16 protein-coding genes are annotated in these 17,825 nt (G+C 29.0%); 14 read left to right on the top strand and 2 right to left on the bottom strand.

Annotated features, from left to right (window positions below):
• The first annotated feature begins 377 nt into the window (after positions 1-377).
• Positions 378-932, top strand: a complete 555-nt coding sequence (locus AN960_RS21060; RefSeq protein WP_056475958.1) for a hypothetical protein — start codon at positions 378-380, stop codon at positions 930-932.
• A gap of 435 nt (positions 933-1,367) precedes the next feature.
• On the top strand, positions 1,368-1,838 hold the full coding sequence (locus AN960_RS21055; RefSeq protein WP_156339741.1) for a hypothetical protein: 471 nt from the start codon (positions 1,368-1,370) through the stop codon (positions 1,836-1,838).
• Positions 1,839-1,998: 160 nt separating this feature from the next.
• Here AN960_RS21055 and AN960_RS21050 read toward each other — a convergent pair whose 3' ends face one another.
• Both AN960_RS21050 and AN960_RS21045 read right to left on the bottom strand, forming a co-directional pair.
• Positions 1,999-2,919, bottom strand: a complete 921-nt coding sequence (locus tag AN960_RS21050) for an LCP family protein (protein ID WP_056475951.1) — start codon at positions 2,917-2,919, stop codon at positions 1,999-2,001.
• 155 nt (positions 2,920-3,074) lie between these two features.
• Positions 3,075-3,542, bottom strand: a complete 468-nt coding sequence (locus AN960_RS21045) for a peptidoglycan-binding domain-containing protein (protein ID WP_056475948.1) — start codon at positions 3,540-3,542, stop codon at positions 3,075-3,077.
• A 517-nt stretch (positions 3,543-4,059) separates the two neighbouring features.
• Here AN960_RS21045 and AN960_RS21040 point away from each other — a divergent pair.
• From AN960_RS21040 to AN960_RS20980, 12 genes are all read left to right on the top strand, one after another.
• Complete coding sequence (locus AN960_RS21040; RefSeq protein WP_056475945.1) at positions 4,060-4,467, top strand: hypothetical protein; 408 nt, start codon at positions 4,060-4,062, stop codon at positions 4,465-4,467.
• 705 nt (positions 4,468-5,172) lie between these two features.
• Entirely contained in the window at positions 5,173-5,655 is a 483-nt protein-coding gene (locus AN960_RS21035; RefSeq protein ID WP_056475942.1) for a hypothetical protein, read from the top strand.
• A gap of 162 nt (positions 5,656-5,817) precedes the next feature.
• On the top strand, positions 5,818-6,951 hold the full coding sequence (gene tnpB / locus AN960_RS21030) for an IS200/IS605 family element RNA-guided endonuclease TnpB (RefSeq protein WP_056475939.1): 1,134 nt from the start codon (positions 5,818-5,820) through the stop codon (positions 6,949-6,951).
• 657 nt (positions 6,952-7,608) lie between these two features.
• Positions 7,609-8,364 (top strand): hypothetical protein, encoded by a 756-nt coding sequence (locus AN960_RS21025; RefSeq protein ID WP_156339740.1) that lies wholly within the window; start codon positions 7,609-7,611, stop codon positions 8,362-8,364.
• A gap of 215 nt (positions 8,365-8,579) precedes the next feature.
• Positions 8,580-8,984 carry a hypothetical protein gene (locus tag AN960_RS21020; RefSeq protein WP_056475932.1) on the top strand — a complete coding sequence of 135 codons (405 nt, stop codon included), beginning with the start codon at positions 8,580-8,582 and terminating at the stop codon, positions 8,982-8,984.
• A 1,083-nt stretch (positions 8,985-10,067) separates the two neighbouring features.
• Positions 10,068-10,760 (top strand): phosphodiester glycosidase family protein, encoded by a 693-nt coding sequence (locus AN960_RS21015; RefSeq protein WP_056475929.1) that lies wholly within the window; start codon positions 10,068-10,070, stop codon positions 10,758-10,760.
• A 909-nt stretch (positions 10,761-11,669) separates the two neighbouring features.
• Complete coding sequence (locus AN960_RS21005; protein ID WP_056475924.1) at positions 11,670-12,110, top strand: hypothetical protein; 441 nt, start codon at positions 11,670-11,672, stop codon at positions 12,108-12,110.
• Between the two features lie 273 nt (positions 12,111-12,383).
• Positions 12,384-12,689 carry an ATP-binding cassette domain-containing protein gene (locus tag AN960_RS21000; RefSeq protein ID WP_082459626.1) on the top strand — a complete coding sequence of 102 codons (306 nt, stop codon included), beginning with the start codon at positions 12,384-12,386 and terminating at the stop codon, positions 12,687-12,689.
• A gap of 101 nt (positions 12,690-12,790) precedes the next feature.
• A complete protein-coding gene (locus AN960_RS20995) occupies positions 12,791-13,321 on the top strand; it encodes a hypothetical protein (RefSeq protein ID WP_056475919.1) in 531 nt (176 codons plus the stop codon).
• Positions 13,322-13,441: 120 nt separating this feature from the next.
• Entirely contained in the window at positions 13,442-14,707 is a 1,266-nt protein-coding gene (locus AN960_RS20990; RefSeq protein ID WP_353611589.1) for a toll/interleukin-1 receptor domain-containing protein, read from the top strand.
• A 399-nt stretch (positions 14,708-15,106) separates the two neighbouring features.
• The gene (locus AN960_RS20985) at positions 15,107-16,531 is read left to right on the top strand and encodes an SIR2 family protein (protein WP_056475913.1); all 1,425 of its coding nucleotides are present in this window, start codon (positions 15,107-15,109) and stop codon (positions 16,529-16,531) included.
• Positions 16,532-16,600: 69 nt separating this feature from the next.
• Positions 16,601-17,269, top strand: coding sequence for a TIR domain-containing protein (locus tag AN960_RS20980; protein WP_056475910.1), 669 nt, complete (start codon positions 16,601-16,603; stop codon positions 17,267-17,269).
• Positions 17,270-17,825: the final 556 nt, after the last annotated feature.

Genomic DNA, 17,825 nt, shown 5'->3' with positions numbered 1-17,825 from the left:
TGTCTTTAATTGTAGTTATCTGGAGAATATATACAGTGGAATTTTTGTGAAAGTTTTAGTAAATCTTTACATGTTTTTACTAAAGAAAGTACCATAGTGAAAATTCATATAGTTTTTAGTATTAATAATATCGTTAATGGAATCATAGTTTCGTAGCATTTATAGGCTTCCCATAGAAGCGATTGAAGTAGTAAAATCAATGAAGTGTAAAACGTTCATAATTATGACAATGAGTTATAGTAAAATTTCCCTCTTAAAAAGTTAAGCTTATTCCGTAAACGTTTACTAAAAAACTAGTAGTTACGATATAAAAAAGATTACTTCATTTAAGAAAATTTCTAATGATTTAGTAAGGACACGGAGAAAGGGGAGGTAAAATGAAAAAGTACTTAGGATTTAAGAAGTTAGGAGTAGCCATACTGACAGCAGGGATTTTATGTGGAGGAACACCTACATTTGCAGCAAGCCCAGTTCAGTATAAAATCGATTCGGCTAAAAAGGAAAATTCACAATTGAATTACATTAAAAAAGAGGGATACAAACTGGAAAAACCAGTACAGTCTGTCGTGTATTATGACACTTCTCATGTGCAAGAATCAAAGGCGAAATTAAAAGCATCTTCAGCAACTACAGCTCCAACAATTAAAACAAATGCAGTTGTTACACCAAAAGCGATAGCGGTTGAACCGGGAACAACAAGGGTTACTACTTACCAATATCCTGTTAGCGGAAGTCTTTATTTTGTTGAGAAAAAGAGTGGAGTTACTGCGAATTCAATATGGAACGTGAGTATGTATATCGTAGGAAAACTAGTTGGTACTGTTTACTGTTTTATTCAAGATGGATTATCACTTGCGCTAGATTCAGTTGATAAAACTGCTGGGGAACTTACTATACAGCAGAACAAGAAGAAACATTTAAACATGCTTTAAATACTTATCGTTCAAAAAAATACAATGAAACTAGAACTGTACACGTTGATTATGTACCATCTAAAGGATACTCTGCGATTAAAATTGCTTATTCAACTTACTACAAAAATAATAAAGCTATTTCTGATCGAGCTTGGACAAACTGGTATAAAGGATACAACTATTATAAAACACCTGAATTTGTTAGCTAAATTTAAATTTTAATTTATAATGGAGATTTTTATAAAGGACAAAAACTAAAAAAGAAGGAGAGGAATAGGGGGGACCCTATTCCGTTCTCATAATATGAAGAAACTAATTATATTAATTGCTATAGTTTTAACTATCTCGATTTTCACAGCTTGTGAAAAAATAGAACCTCTAGAATCGAAACCTGTTTCTACACCAACTACTACAGAACAAACTTTTTTAACAAAGAAAAATGGTGAAAATACGATGAAAGTTGAATCCGCAGATATTTTGAAGAAAAATCCATCTGATTTCCTATCAAATAGTAAAAACTTTCAAGTTGGAGCTGAAACTTATCAGTCTGCTGAGGGTAGAATAGAGATCGATGTTAGAGTTTCAAAAGCAAAAACATACATGAAAAATGTCATCGTCTCAGGTCTATTACCAATTAATGCTTATGAAGTATTGTACACTCCCGATTTGTTGATTACGAACATTTTAATGAAAAAATCTTTTTCAGATAAAGCAGTTTCTAAAGAGTACACAATCTCTCCAACTATTAAATCTCCAGGAGGTATTTCTGCTGGTAGAATTTTTAACTTATTCCCTGAAGAGACATTTGAAGACGCAATTGCGAAATTAAGTGAGATTTCTATAAAAGTAATCTGGGTAGATAAGAAAGAAAAATCTCATACTGAATATATAAAGACAAAGATCCAGATTAAACGGCCTGGATAGTATGATTAAAAATGGCCCCGGTTTCGCCGGGGCTTTTCGTGTTGTATCACGTTTTATATTAAGTGGAAAATGTGAATGTGTTCACAAGTGTGGGAAGGTGAGAGAAAACTAAACTCATATCTTCCTATTAATGTGAGATATAGTCAAATTTAACAGATATCTATTTTAAAAATATCTGCAATACTTCTTTGTTCTTTTCAGCATCTAGTTCCAACACTTCACCTGCTTTTTCATATTTTTTTGGAGTGAAAGCACCGTCTACAGGAATTCGTAATGTTTCTACATCTTTATCCTTACCTTTAACTATGAAATCGGATCCTATTTTTAATAGTTCCATTGTAGACATGTTGGTTTGTATGTAAGGTTGCATCACACCTAACGTTTTAGGGAAACTAGCAATTCCTTTAATAGTAAGTACTTGGGATTTAATAGCATCCAGTACTTTTTGTTGTCTTATAACTCGATCGAAATCTCCTTTAGCATCATGCCTAAATCTTGCATAACCTAAAAGCTCTTTTCCAGTTAATTGCTGAACCCCCGGCTGAAGACTGACTCCAATATGACTTTCCATCGGTTTCTCTACATTAATTGTAATTCCGTTTGGAGCAATCTCATCAATCATTTCTTCAAAACCTTTGAAATCAATTATTGCATAATATTCAATTTCGATTCCAAAATTTTGTTGAATAGTTTGTCTTAGAAGTTCGACCCCTCCGAAAGAAAATGCTGCGTTAATCTTATGTTTTTCATATCCCGGAATTGAAACATAACTATCTCTCATAATCGAAACTAACTTTGTTTCGTGTTTATTATTGTATTGTAAGATCATAATTGAATCAGTTCGTGAGCTTCCCCCTTTTTTACGAGCATCTTCTCCCAACAAAAGGATGTTAGTTTTATTAGGTACCCTAGTGGAATTGAATTTTATAGTTTGTCTATTTGTGTTCTTTTCACTTAACTGAATCCCTTTTTTATATTGATAGAAGCCAAAGCATAGTGTACTTGATATTAGAATTACTAGAAATATACTTAATTTAAATAAAAGACTTTTCTTTTTCTTGTTCCTCTTAAGCTGTCTCATAATCCCCTTTACCAAAATAGAGTTAAAATTTTAATCGAAATTGGTATACGGTTCCCTCCTTTTTTACTTATATTAAATATTAAAGGATAATCAGTTTATTAATACATAATATAGATAACTGATAATGAAGGTTTCTACTATCTTGATTAAACTGTTTATTTCATTTGTAATGTATCATTAACCATAAAAATATTTCCACCTGGTCCATTTAATTCCATTCCATATGAGTACTTTATATAATTAAACTTATAGCCTTTTCCGTAATCTACGACATACGTATAACCGCCGCTACCAGTTTTTAGATAATTGTCCATATGTGTCCATGTTGCTTTGCCCACAATTCCATCTGATTTAAGACCATATTTTGTTTGGTATGCTTTAATTGCTTTTTCAGTATTCGGACCATAGATTCCATCAACAGCTCCTACCCCGTTAAAACCCGCAGCATAAACCTGATATTGTACTGCCCTTACCCAGTTACTCATTTCGGAGTAACCATGTCCAACCGTTTTACAGTCAGACCAATCTCTGTCATTCATTACTTGTGCTTTCCCTGATGTCGGAGCAAATCCTAAACTAATTGTCGCCGCAGTTGCTAACGCACAGATTTTTCTAAAGTTCATTTGTAAAACTCCTCTCATTTTTAGATTTTAGTAAAAAAATACATTTGATTACTAAAATTTTAGTAAATTAATACACTACCAAAATATCACGATTGTTTCCGAGTTTATACAAATGTCACAGAATGTATAAAATAATTTTTTATTTAAATTCATAAAATTGCCAATACTTTTTAACAATTTTGACATTGTTTTATATGTCTAAATAAAAGAGAAAACCGATAGTATATCAAAATATTAGAGGAGTGGTCAGGAAACCTCATGAGAATGAATTCAATTTGTTAGTAAAAGAGCAAATGAAGAAAAGGCTAACTATTTCGGCAAGTCATTTCCTAAATAAGTACCTATTGAATTCATCTTATTCTCTTTTTAGTTATTGAATCATAATCTTTAAAATTTCTATTTTAAATTCCTGCTACAATTACGCTCTAGCCGAATTTTGCATGGTAGTGGTAAAATTTGTATAGATTTTTATTAAATCATTTTAATATATCATTTTACTATTAGGGGGGGAATTGTGTTGTTAATCTATAATGTAACTTGGTTAACTTCTCAAACAAAACAAATTTATCAAGCTACAAAAACTTCTGAAGTTTTAATGACTCACTTAGAAGAATGTTTAACTAGGAGTAATTTAGTGGAAATGATTGGCGAGCTTCCGGTTCCAGATAAAGGTAGAGAGTATGGGGTTTTGATTTACTACTATAAGGCTAAACCGAAAAAAAGACTTTTAACAGCTGCTCCACGTCGGGATCATAATCATATTCATATTGTATTATTTAGAAGAATCCTTTCTAGAAAAGAATTAATAGATAATAACTTTGACGTTGGCAAATCAACAGACCCTCAGCCGGATGTAAGGCTACATTCTGAAGTCGAGGTAAATAGATTAGTAGACATATTACATAAAAAAATATCAAAAATATAATAGGAAGGGTATCAATATGAAAAAAAATCCAAATACAAAAAAATAAAATTGAAAAACCTGTTAATATATATAAAAATGGTGAACTAATACAGGAATGTGAAAGTATACAAGAAGCTGGTAGATACTTAAAGACTCAAACGGATGACAAATATTTTCGTTTTGCACAGATTAAGAAAGGATACATTTACGGAGATAGTTGGTCATTTAAGGGTGTCACATATACCTTTACAACGGATTAAAATTTTCGATTAAAAAGAAAAGCTAAATTAGATAGACAATAGCAAAAAAACGAATCAAATAAATAATGTGTCCATATAAAGTACTGACGAGTCAGTGCTTTTTTAAATTTAGAAAATATATAAAACGTGAGGTGAAAAGTACAACAATGAGAAAGATTATTTTTAGAAGCATTGTTCATAGAATTAAAGTTTGTTTCATATTCGTATGTTCTAATAGAGATAATTGCGGATGTTTAAGGTGATGTGAAATGTTCACAATGATGACAATGTTTTTAGTAAAATTTTCCTTTTTTAATGATAAGATAATTTCGTAAACGTTTACTAAAGAACAAGGAGAGTATATTTAAGTTAGAAACATGAATATCAGAAAAAATTTATTTATTTTTTATTAATCTTTGTATCAATCTTTTACTAGTTCTATAGACAGGTCAATTAATATTCAATAAGGCATTGAGAGGTTAATATTATGAATACAAAACCAATTTTTTTTATCAGCTTTTCTCTATTATTTGGAATCATTTTTCTATTATTGATAGAAATTAATAATTTTTATACTATTCAGTGGTCACAAGCAAATATAATAATAGCTATATTTGGTATACTTTTTGTTATGCTAATATTAATTCTTTTTATTAATATTTTGTTTAACTTTATTTTAGACAAATTTACATCATATAAAATAAATCAAGAAAAAGTATTAATTACTATTTTCTTAGTTAATGAAATATTATTTTTAATAACATATCTTTTATTAGAATTTAATAATCAATTATTCTTTACCTTACAAAATTATAAATATATTACACCTATTATTTTTTCATTATTATTTTCTGTTCTATTGGGATTAAAAATTAAAGACATAATATATTTCAATGTCGGGATAATCTCGGCAACTATTCTTCTTTTTATTTCCCAGAAACTTTTCCTATTTCTAATCAAATCCTTTTAATTGAATCAGTAATATGTTTGATAATATATCAAAACTGGATAAAGAAATTTTGACGTGCCTTTCCACTAATTAGAAAAAAGCTATGGGAAGAAATGTTTTGGTTAAAAATATTTTGCTTACAAACTGTGATTAAAAATCAAGGAACGAAGTGAGGTGAAAACAATGATAGCCAATAAAACATATAAATTCCGTATCTATCCAACTAAAGAACAGGAAACTCTAATCGCCAAAACGATTGGATGTAGCCGTTATGTATTCAATCACTTTTTAGGACAATGGAACGACACATACAAAGAAACTGGCAAAGGGTTAACGTACAATTCTTGTTCTGCTGAATTAACAAAGTTGAAAAAAGAATTAGTATGGCTCAAAGAAGTTGACAGTATTGCACTTCAATCCTCAGTGAAAAACCTCGCAGATTCGTATTCACGATTCTTCAAAAAGCAGAATAACGCACCACGCTTTAAGTCTAAAAAGAATCCAGTTCAATCTTATACAACAAAAGAAACAAATGGAAATATTGCCGTTGTCGGAAACAAAATGAAACTACCTAAACTTGGTCTTGTTCGCTTTGCTAAAAGTCGCAAAGTACATGGTCATGTTTTAAAAGCGACTGTTAGACGAACTCCAAGTGGTAAATACTTTGTATCCATTCTTGCAGAGGTAGAAATACAAGCAATGGAGAAAACTGAATTATCAATTGGTATAGACTTAGGCATTACTGATTTTGCCATTTTTTCTAACGGAAGCAAAATTGGCAACCATAAATTTACAGCCAAAATGGAAAAGAAACTAAAAAGTGAACAGCGAAAACTTTCCAGACGTGCGTTACATGCTAAAAAGAATGGGATTAACCTTCTTGATGCAAAAAACTATCAGAAACAAAAAAGAAAAGTCGCTAGATTACACGAAAGAGTAATGAATCAACGTGACGATTTCCTTAACAAGTTGAGTACAGAAATTATCAAAAACCACGATCTAATCTGTATTGAAACCTTGAATACGAAAGGAATGCTACGTAATCACAAATTAGCCAAATCGATCTCTGATGTATCATGGTCTGCATTTGTATCTAAATTAGAATACAAAGCCACATGGTATGGTAAAACAATCATGAAAGTAAGTAAATGGTTTCCATCCAGCCAAATATGTTCTGATTGTGGGCACCAAGACTGCAAGAAATCGCTTGCAATCAGGGAATGGACCTGTCCAATTTGCCGTCAACATCACGATCGAGATCTAAATGCCAGTAAAAATATTTTAGCTGAGGGCTTACGAATATTATCTTTGGCCTAAATAATCATAGAACCGTAGGAATCTACGGGGATAGCTTGGTAAATATGAGAAACCTCTGCTGGCAAAGAAATAACACTAGCAAGTATACTCAATTCCCAAGAATCTCCCACTTCAAACAATCTATAAGGGTGTTAAGTGGTGAGTAGTTCAAAATAATGCCTTGAACTAAACGAAATTATCAATATATTATTTTAAGTTATTTGTATGTGTAACAATATTTGTTAATAAATAGAATAGCGGAGGTCAATAATGTTAATTTGAGTGAATAACTCAATAGTTCTAGATGAATCAAAGCTTAAAGTACTGATTAATCAGTACTTTTTTATTTTATATAAGATATAAAGCGTGAAGTAAAATGACAAAAATAAGAATGAATATTGTTGGAACCATTGTACATACAATTAAAGTCTTGTTCCATAGTCAGATGCTCCAAAAGAAATAAATGCTGATGTAGAACAAGATGTGAAAATGTTCACAATAATGACAATGAGTATTAGTAAATTTTACCTTTTATAATGTTAAGATAGTTTTGTAAACGTTTACTAAAAAAATAGGAGATCTATCTAAGTAAAAAACATGAATAGCAGAAAAATTTTATTTATTATTTTATTATTTATTGTCTCAATCTTTCTACTAGTTTTATTGACAGGTCAAATAATGTATTTTAAAAAGAAAAGTAAATCATACCCAACTAATGTAGTTATACCAATATCAAATACATTTCTTCCTATTAACGGGTCATATAGTCTTGGAGTAGGAGAAGAAACACCACTGAATTTTACCTATATTTATTCGAGTGATAAGAAAGAGTTTTTTACTAAAATTGATTCAATCATGTTAAGTAATGAAAATGAAAATTCTATTAGTATTGAAAGCTTCGAAGTTAATGGAAGAGCTAAGATTGGAAAGTATCATGTGAAAAATTTGGTGCTTAATATTGTCGGTAAGTTTGAAGGGAAAACAGCAATAAGGGAAATAACCATATTAACTAAGAGTGGTTTGAAAAAATATGATGTTGGAGCATTAGGAATAAATGTAATTAAAGATATTTCGGATAAGCCGCTGGAAGTAGGTAACAATTATCCTATTATTAGAGGAGAAGAAAATAATTACATCTATAGTTTACAAAATAACAGTAACAATAAAATTGTAATAAACAAATTTGATTCGGAACTAAATGGTAAACAAGTATTAAATATTAAACCATTTGTTATTGATGTAAATAAACAAAAAGAAGAAGAAGTCCCCATTAAATTTGATTTTCAAAAATCACCTTATGCAGTCACGGTGATAAGGCCATCAATACATTATTCAGATGGAAACAAACAAAGAGTTTTACTTCCACCACCAACATGGTATGGATTGGGAATTACAGAAGAACAAATAGAAAAGACTATTGAGTATAATAATTAACTAATATAGTTCAGGGTAAAATAGATTAAATATCGTTACATTTTTGCCAAGTATATGATTATGAAAAAAGGACTCAAGGAAGAGTTTTTTAGATTATTATTAAAGGATATTAATAACACTTTACTTTAAATCTAAGAGATGTTGCTCCAGAAATAGTGTTAAACCGCTGATATCTGATATATTGGTTTATCAAAAAAGTATTAGGAGTTGAGAAAATGAAAAAATTAATCTTTCATGGTGCAACTAACATTGAAATTGAAAAAAAGAAATTATCATTAATGACTAGAGTTCATGTGAAAAACTTACTTCCACATCATGGAAAATTAGTTATTCATGATGATGGAATTGAGTTTAAAGATTGGAAAGTTATTAAATGGCACAATATTATTGATTTGAAATTGGAAAATGATAGAATAGTTAGTTCAAAATCATTCATGACTCAATCTAGACTTTTCTTCTTAGAATCAGCGAAACCGATAAAGATGTCATTAATAAATGGTGAGATTATTTACTTTTACGTTAATTGGAATTTTGTTACAGGATTAAGTGATAACAATCACATAATGAAATTAATTAAAGATAAATCTATTAATAGATCCCTGCATTCGAATAAAAGTTAGAAGGTGAAAATTTTCTATGAGTTATTTGTTGGAAATTAAAAACGTAACTATACTAACAATAGCTGCAACGATATTAGGTTCCATTATTCCCATGTGCTGAAGAGATTTCGAAACCAAGTAACGAAAAAACTATCAATCAAGTAAATACATATCTAGTTTAACAGCACCGTCTATTTTTCAAGGTAGAGCGGTAAATAGGTATTTACTTTGAGAGGTAGAAATTGTTGGTTAAAGTCCAGTTGTGAATATTAATACAATCTATATTTAAAAAGAGCCTACCCGTTTGGGATTAGGCTCTTTTTGTGGAAGGGCAGGCGTATAGGGGGCTGACTTAGTCAGAACTCTTCAATTTTGTTTACAATAGAATAAACATTGAAAGATTTATAAAGATTATAAACAGAAGTAACAATAATAAAACATATCTAAAAGTTAGTTTAGAACATAGATGGAAAAGCTTTGGTTTACCACTATTAGCCCAGTATATTACATAAATCATTAATAATATAAGAATAATTTTTAACAATATTATCACTTCATTTCTACTGTTTTTTGTCCAATATGGTCCTGGCCATGTCCAAATTAGAATTATGCCACGACTATGTCCTGAATTTCTGTAGCCTACATCATTAGCTAAATTATTATAGTATGCAACATTTAAACCACATAAGGCTGCACCAATCCCAACGCTAAAATATCCTGCAATTACTGCAATACCAGTTGAACCATTTGCTACCCTAGTACTATCTCTAATGAATAATAGATTGGTAATGTCTGAATTTATAGTTTAAAAAATAACTGAAGCAATAAAATAGCAGAAAAACAAATGGAAAAGACTATTTTTAGTTCTTTATTTTTTATGCATTGGTAAGTACTAAGCAAAGTCTTTTTAATCAGAACTATAATGAACTAGATAATTAATACATAAAACAAAACTATTTATTTGAGATACATAATATAGTTATTTTTTTGATTTACTGAACTTTGAAGAGGTGTCATAGATTTTTCATAATTATTTTAATAGATTTCTACCTAATTTATTTACTTACTAAATGTAAGATAAAAAAATTTGGAGGGATCGACCTTATGGCAACAAATTACAAATATTCAAAAGAACTAATGATAATGGGGAGACCAACACTTCATCTAATCAAAACTAAAATTAGTAATATTTGCACTGAGACAATCTGTAAACCACTTACAGACACATCTTATTATGGAATAAACGGAGGTTTTTTTGAGAGTAGTAATTATAATAATATACCTACAGGTTCTCGGTCAATTTGTGTAGATATAGCTGAGAATAATGTTAATTTAACTGTAAAAGGGAAAAAGTTTGCTAAAAATTATAATTACAACGGCACTTCTTCAAAATTAATTTCTAGGAAAACAGCGGTGATTTATACTTCAAGCGGAAAGAAAAAAATGGCTTATATGTATGCCAAACAAAGAAAAGATATTATTTCAAAATATCCGACATATACTCAAATAATTGGAGGAACTGATTTTTCTTCAGATTCATGGAGTGAGATAGCATATAATGTACCTAATCATCGATCTGTATTAGCCTGGGATAATACCTATGTATATTTAATTGTTACTGATATTCCACAAAGCATTCCAAGCTTAAAAAATTATATTAAAGCATTAGGCTTAAATACGACTAACTCAATTGTTTTAGATGGGTCAGGCTCTACATCTATGCAGTGTAAAGAATTTACCAAAAAAGGTAAAGAAAGATATATTTTTAATATGATACGCTTAATTAATAAAAGTTAAATTATTTAGATCTAAAAAGGAATAAATTACTTATTTTCCAATTTCTGTACTTTTTCTTCTCTAAAAAAGTCATTGTAATTGCACCAATAAAAGGAATAAATAAAAATGGATTAATCAAAAAATTATATTCTGTTTTAATAAATAGATTTTGAAATTCGATTGGAAAGAAAAATATAGAAAATATTGAAATAGTACTAAATATTAATATATCAAACAAAAATCTCATCTTTTTAATAAACCTATTAATTATTAATTTAACGAGATAAGATGTTAAATTAACCAAAAAAGTATATGGTAATAATACACAAGTAAAGTAAAAGGGAACAACAATTAGGCTTTCGAAAGGGGTTAGCCTTATTGTTTCCGGCTGATATGGCTCAAGTTGGATTAAAATTGAAAAAGGAATAGCCATTGATATTGAAGTTATCAGTGAATAAATGCAAATAAAGGATATATACTTTATTTTGTTGGATACCATACAATTCACACCTTACTTTTATAATAATAATTTGTTTGATAGTGCGGATATTAATTATGCAGTACTATCGGTACCAGGGAATAATCTTATTATATTAGATTTGATAGGGGAATTTATCTACTATAGTTATATATTTTGTGAAAGAAAATGGAAATAATAAAAAGCTACACTAAACTATTTGATAGTTTATGTGTAGCTTTTTTTATTTTTCTATTTAATGTAAACAAAATTAAAGATTATGTTTTTAATGATTTGCTATACTTTTAAACAAATTAATAGGCAAGTGTAAATCTAGTTATACCAAAAACTATCTCAATTCCAAAAACCTCTTTAGGAAATAAATCAATAAATGATAGGAGTTAAAGTGTTTGTCCAATCTAAATCTCTCTTAACCACATACTTTATATCATACGAATTAAGGGGGTGATATAATGTTTCGTATTATTGATTATCAAGCAACAGAACCAATTCGCATGGTTAACAATGATAAACCAATTGCTATTCCTCATTCTCCGAAACGTATTGTACTAGCATCTATCGATATAAAAATACCTTGCAGAAATGCATGTAAAAATCATGTGGAATTAATTGCGACAGTAGGTGTTCAAGGGTTAATTGAAACATCACAAATTTTATTTAAAATCTTTCGTGATGGTAAAGAAATCTTTAGAGCTCAAAATGGAATTGAATCTGATCCTACATCAGAGGTTAATTATATTGTGACATTCCAAGCTATTGATAAGAATGTAGGAGAGGGAAGACATCGTTATCAAGTAACAGCTGAGAATATTACAAGTGGCACAGAAGCAGCTGTTGTAGGACCAATCTCGTTTAGTGGTTTAGCAGTAGGTCGTGATGACTGTGATGATTAAAGTTTCAAGGCAACCTTAGACAACCCGTATTCGTAAGGTCATCGAATACCCCTTTTTGTAAAGGGGTATTTTTTTATATTTAAATTTCTTAATCGATAGGACAATGGAAAAGAAAGCTATTTTAAAGATAAAGAATTAAAGGATTCAATTGGCTACATATTAGATTGTAAACTATTAATATGAGTATTTAAATGCATATGACAATCTTCAAAAACACGAAATGTATAATAATAGCACTTTAAGACAACAGGACCTTAAACAAAAGTTGAAGAGATTTTAAAATTTGTTGAATTGAAGAATGATCGGAAAAAGGTTAAAGAATATTCTTTTGGGATGAAACAAAGGTTAGGTCTCGCATTAGCTTTAATAGGAGATACAAAATTACTAATATTGGATGAGCTATTTGTTGGACTTGATCTAATTGGAGTTGAGAAATTTAGAGAATTTATACATCGCATAAGTAAAGAAAAGGGTGTAGCAATTTTAATATCTTCACACCAATTATCAGAAATTGAAAGTATGTTTGAAAGAAATTTGTTTATTTCAGAACAAAAGCTAGAAAACTATATTGATAGCTAGGAATATATTTTCATTGGAGCTGGGTTTCTATTGTTGGGAAGTGTGACTTAATCCAATTTACTGGTGCAATTTGGCAGATACTTTTCTTAATTGGAATCACGTTGATATTATTCATGTATGTAGGAGCAAGTCTAATTGGATCAGAAAGAATTGAAGGACAAGTACTTTTAGAAGTAACAAGAGTTGCTGATCGAGGACAATTGATTTTTGCTAAATTTACTTCAATGTTGGGAGTTATTTTATTTTATTTTCTCTCCAATTTAATCATAACGATAGTTAGCTACACATTAATTGTAAGAAATACAAACTATGCATCAAAGGAATGGATCATTCTTGATAGCGATAACAAATCATTAATTATTTCCAGTCAAGCGTTTTTGTTTTATCTAATACTTTCGGTATTTGTAGTAATGAGTATTTCTGTAGCGACAAGTGCAATTCTATCAACAATTTCTGGGATTCAGGAATGGGTTCCTGGGTACTTAGCTTTAAACTTAAGTGCAAATATTAATTTGGTATCACTTGTCTACCAATTGTTGGTTAGTTTATTGATTTCTTATTTGGCAGTGCAATTTCCTAGTAATAAGTTCAAAAAGGTAGATTTGTCATATTTGGAAAGAAAAGAATGTTGAAGTAAAAAATAATTGATTTTGTTTATCATTAATAAGTATTTATAGTTGCATTTTAACAATAGTTAGAAAATATAGAATTTACTAACTAAATGGAATATAATTGAATTGTTTGATAATACTATGCTTTTGAAAGGGATGGGAATCACTTTGATACACACAAAAACAAAAAATATATTTATAAGTTATAGTCATGATAGTGAAGAGCATAAAAAGAAAGTACTTGAACTTTCTAATAAGATGAGAAAAAAAGGTATAAATTGTAAAATTGATCAATATATAGAGGCTCCAGAAGAGGGGTGGCCTCTATGGATGGAAAAAAATATTGATGATGCTGACTATGTTCTAATTGTAAACACTGAAAAATATTATAATCGCTATAAAGGCTTAGAAGAGCATGGGAAAGGAAAAGGAATTAAATGGGAAGGATCAATAATACGTCAAGATTTATATGAATTAGAATCTATAAATAAGAAATTTATTCCTGTTATTCTTTGTGAAGAAGATAAAGAACATATTATTAAAAACTTAAGGTCTTATACAAACTATAATTTATCAGATGAAAAACAATGGGAAGCATTTTATCGTTACATAACTGATCAACCTGAAAATGTTAAGCCTGACTTAGGTGATATTGAAAAATTTCCAACAGTCGTTAATATTCATGAAAATCATTTAATTACAATTAATTTAAATTGGGATGGAAATATAATCGAATCTGATGATCAAATCTCCTTCTTTATTGAGCAAGCAAGATATAAACTGATGAAAGGAGCGTTAACTAAATTTGAATTTAAATCTGAAACAAAAGAAGCATTAATTGGTAGAATATCAGAACTTGATACAAAGTTGAACACCATTTTAGAGTCAAATCAGTACAATAGTAGTTTAAGTGGACTTCGTACCCAGTTTGAAGGACTAAAGAATGCCTTAAAAGATCAAGAAGAACGGGAGCTGAAAACTACTAAAATGTTAGAATATTTTCTAAATAACGAGAGTATTCAACCTTTTATTGTTAAAAAAAATACTGCGTTGCTTTGTTTTAAAGAAATAGTCACCAAATACTCTCAATTTCCATCAAATTGGTCTGAAAGTGGTAGGTCTTTTGAAGCATATACATTAGAGTCAAACGAAAAAGGTCAAGGGATTCATCCGTCATTCAAATTTAAATTAACAAACGAGCAGTATCACAACTCGGACATTGAACCGAAAGAAATATTCTTTACAAGACCCTATAGAACGGTAGTAAGTTTTTCACAAGAAGTTATCGCTGAAAGAGTTATACCTCCTTACCTTCAACTTTTGTACTCTGAGTTAAAAAGAAACCCTAGTTTAATTCAGGATGAAATTTTTACAAATATACTCTTTTGGCACTATGGACTCGCTTAAGATAAAAAAATTGAAATTTGTCTCGGATTTAAATTCGTAATATGATTTAATTCTTTTTGGGAGCTAAAAAGCTATGAATTTTTAATTTATTCAAGAATTATAATTATGCTGTAGACCCCGTTAATGTGGGCTTACAGCTTTTTTATGTTTACAACTTCAGTACTCATTTATATGAATTTTGGTAGTGGAATGGTACCATGAGTATGAAATTTATAGATATTTAATAGATTATATATATATTTGCCCCTGCAACTTGCGTCTTAACTTAAGTTTGAGAGGATATTTTAACTTTATTTAATAGCCATTAATAATATAAATATTTATGAAAATAATGTATAATTTTAAATAAATTGGAAAAAAATTCAAATTTTATTAACGATATATTATGGAGATGAGTAGATGTCTAGAGATATTGAATTGTTTATAAAAGACTATTCCAAAGAAATTGAGGAAGACAATGCAGCTGTATTTGCTGGAGCTGGTTTATCAGTACCGGTAGGTTATGTTAGTTGGAGTGAGCTTTTAGAACCTATCGCTGACGAAATCGGCTTAGATATTCATAAGGAAACAGACCTTGTGTCTTTAGCACAATATTATTGTAATGAAAATTTAGGAAATAGAAGTAGAATTAACCAAATAATTATGAATGAGTTTTCAAAGAAAACTACTTTAACAGAAAATCATAAAATATTATCAAGACTACCAATAAGGACTTATTGGACTACAAATTATGATAGATTACTAGAAAATGCTTTAGAAAATGAGGGTAAAGTCCCCGATGTTAAATATACAGTTAACCAATTGGCAATAACAAGACCTAATAGAGATGCAGTAATTTATAAAATGCACGGTGACATAAATCATCCAAATGATGCAGTTATAATAAAAGATGACTATGAATCGTACTTTTTAAAAATGTCGTCTTATATAACGGCTCTAAGTGGTGATTTAGTTTCGAAAACGTTCTTATTTTTAGGTTTTAGTTTCACGGATCCTAATTTGGATTATGTATTAAGTAGAATTCGTAGTACGTATACAAATAACCAAAGAAGACACTATTGTATTATGAAAAAAATTGAAATAAGAAATAACGAATTAGTTGAAGATTTTCAATACAGACAAAGAAAACAAGAATTATTTATAAATGATTTGAAGAGATTTAATATTAAAACATTGATTATCGATAGTTATGATGAAATTACATATATCTTAAAAAAAATAGAAAATAAAATTAAAAGGAAAACTATTTTTCTGTCTGGAAGTGCAACCATTTATAATCAATGGGAAAAAGAAGAGTCTGAATCATTTATACACAAATTAAGTAAGGAAATAATAAAGAATAAATTTAATATTGTATCGGGTTTTGGCTTAGGTGTAGGAAGTTTTGTTATTACTGGGGCTCTAGAGGAAATATACATAAATCAAGGTAAAATAGATGATAATAGGCTAATATTAAGGCCATTTCCACAGAGTGAGCATGGACAAACTCAGTGGAAAAAATACAGAGAAGACATGATATCACGGGCAGGAGTAAGTATTTTTATATATGGAAATAAATATGAAGAAAATAGAATTGTTTCAGCTGGAGGAGTTATTTCTGAATTTGAAATTTCACATCAACAACAGAATTTTTTAATTCCAGTTGGAGCGACAGGGTTTGCTGCTAAAGATTTATGGAATAGGGTAAATAATGACTTTGAAAAGTATTACCCAAATACGACAACTGATATTAGAAAAGCATTTGATAGCTTAAATGACGAAAAACTATCAAAAGATGAACTTATTGAAAAAATATTAATATTTTTAAATTTAATATTAAAATAATATATCTACTAATCATATTAATTATAAAAGTGTGATTTATAAGTAGTTTATATATAGGAGAATGTTATATTGGGAAGAAAAATTTTTATATCATATAAATATAATGATAGTAGTGTTTATCCACTAAATAATATATTGGAAACTAAAGCTAGAGATTACGTTGATGAAATTCAACAAAAGTTATATGAGGAAGATCATGTGAATAAAGGTGAAGCAGATGGTGAAGATCTAAGTGATTTTAAAGATGAAACTATTTGGACTAAACTTAAAGATAAAATATATGATAGTAGTATTACTATTGTATTAATATCGAAAAATATGAAAGATAATTCTCAAGAGGTAGAGCAATGGATCCCTTGGGAAATTTCTTATTCATTAAAAGAGCTTTCTAGAAATGGAAGAACTAGTTATTCTAATGCTATCTTAGCAGTAGTGATTCCAGATGAAAATAATAGTTATGAGTATTATATTAAAGAAAATTCATGTGAATATTGTAAATGTAGAACATTAAAAACTCATACATTATTTAAGATTTTAAGTAATAACATGTTTAATATTAAATCTCCAAATTATAATGACTGTAATAATCATGGCGCGGAAAAAGTTTTTACCGGAGAAGCATCTTATATACGCTCTGTTAAATGGGAAAATTTTATAAAAGATATAGATTTTTATATTAATAAATCATTAGAAATTAAAAATAAAATTGACGAATATAACATATTTAAAAATGTTTAAAGTTTAAATGTTGATTTAAAATCGGTACGGAATAACATTTACTTTTCAAAAAAACTAGTATTTTTAAATTTCCTAAAAAAAGCAAAGTAGGTTAGACTGCACCCCTTAAAGTAGATGTTGAAAAACCCACATAGATAGTGAAATCACTAATAAAATTCTAGGTGAAATTAAAAAATCATCTTGGAGGAAATTTGTAAAAAAAGAAAAGGCTTATCTTGTAAAGTAGGATTTTGATAATAAAGGATCAAAATTATTTAAATAGTTATGAGTTCATATGTTTTAAGATTTTAAACTAATATTGAATAAAGTTAAGTGGATCTAACTATTAAGATCCACTTTTGTCTTTAGCAATTCATTTATTATATTTGAACTAAATTTAGTTCTATTGTAGATGAAAGTTTTATAAACCCAACCGAAAACATACCAGCACAATTAATAGCCTCAACCCCAGTAACAGAATCCTCATTCCCTACACACACCGATTAGGAGAAAAACCAAAGCCTCAGATTGTGATCTCTTAACTTTTATAAAGAAAACTTCTAAAGTCTGTTTAAAC

The sequence above is a fragment of the Bacillus sp. FJAT-25509 genome (assembly GCF_001420605.1).
Lineage (GTDB): Bacteria > Bacillota > Bacilli > Bacillales > Bacillaceae_G > Gottfriedia.
The sequence above is the reverse complement of the archived record's forward strand: the minus strand, read 5'-3'. Positions and strand labels throughout refer to the sequence as shown.

Coding starts and splice junctions, on each gene's coding strand:
- AN960_RS21055 (WP_156339741.1), top strand. CDS start 1,368: ATGAAAGTTGAATCCGCAGATATTTTGAAGAAAAATCCATCTGATTTC.
- AN960_RS21035 (WP_056475942.1), top strand. CDS start 5,173: ATGAATACAAAACCAATTTTTTTTATCAGCTTTTCTCTATTATTTGGA.
- AN960_RS20985 (WP_056475913.1), top strand. CDS start 15,107: ATGTCTAGAGATATTGAATTGTTTATAAAAGACTATTCCAAAGAAATT.
- AN960_RS21050 (WP_056475951.1), bottom strand. CDS start 2,919: ATGAGACAGCTTAAGAGGAACAAGAAAAAGAAAAGTCTTTTATTTAAA.
- AN960_RS21060 (WP_056475958.1), top strand. CDS start 378: ATGAAAAAGTACTTAGGATTTAAGAAGTTAGGAGTAGCCATACTGACA.
- AN960_RS20990 (WP_353611589.1), top strand. CDS start 13,442: ATGCTTTTGAAAGGGATGGGAATCACTTTGATACACACAAAAACAAAA.
- AN960_RS21015 (WP_056475929.1), top strand. CDS start 10,068: ATGGCAACAAATTACAAATATTCAAAAGAACTAATGATAATGGGGAGA.
- AN960_RS21005 (WP_056475924.1), top strand. CDS start 11,670: ATGTTTCGTATTATTGATTATCAAGCAACAGAACCAATTCGCATGGTT.
- AN960_RS21020 (WP_056475932.1), top strand. CDS start 8,580: ATGAAAAAATTAATCTTTCATGGTGCAACTAACATTGAAATTGAAAAA.
- AN960_RS21045 (WP_056475948.1), bottom strand. CDS start 3,542: ATGAACTTTAGAAAAATCTGTGCGTTAGCAACTGCGGCGACAATTAGT.
- tnpB (WP_056475939.1), top strand. CDS start 5,818: ATGATAGCCAATAAAACATATAAATTCCGTATCTATCCAACTAAAGAA.
- AN960_RS21025 (WP_156339740.1), top strand. CDS start 7,609: ATGTATTTTAAAAAGAAAAGTAAATCATACCCAACTAATGTAGTTATA.